The sequence below is a fragment of the Mesorhizobium sp. M8A.F.Ca.ET.161.01.1.1 genome, assembly GCF_004792105.1.
Lineage (GTDB): Bacteria > Pseudomonadota > Alphaproteobacteria > Rhizobiales > Rhizobiaceae > Mesorhizobium.
On sequence record NZ_SRTD01000492.1, the window covers coordinates 1 to 283 of the forward strand.

General features: G+C 63.6%; 1 pseudogene. It reads left to right on the forward strand.

Features of this window, described 5'->3' with window-relative positions:
• Positions 1 to 19: 19 nt before the first annotated feature.
• A pseudogene (locus EN804_RS36700) lies at positions 20 to 283 on the forward strand (ABC transporter); the annotation flags it as partial.

The following is a 283-nucleotide window of genomic DNA, read 5'->3' on the forward strand; positions in this document are numbered from 1 at the left end:
GAAGTCGAAACTTGCAGGTATTGGCGCCGTGCTGGCGCTCGGAGTTCTGACGACCGCCGCCTTCGCACAAGACAAGCCTGTCGCGGGCGAGGTGAAGGAAGGCTCGCTCAAGGGCAAGACCCTCACCTTCGTCTCCTATGGCGGCATCTACCAGGACGGCCAGGCGGCGGCGCTAAAGGAGTTCGTCGACAAGTCCGGCGTCAAGCTGCTCAATGACGGCCCGACCGAGATCGCCAAGCTGCAGGCCCAGGTCGAGTCCGGCAATGTCACCTGGGACGTCGTC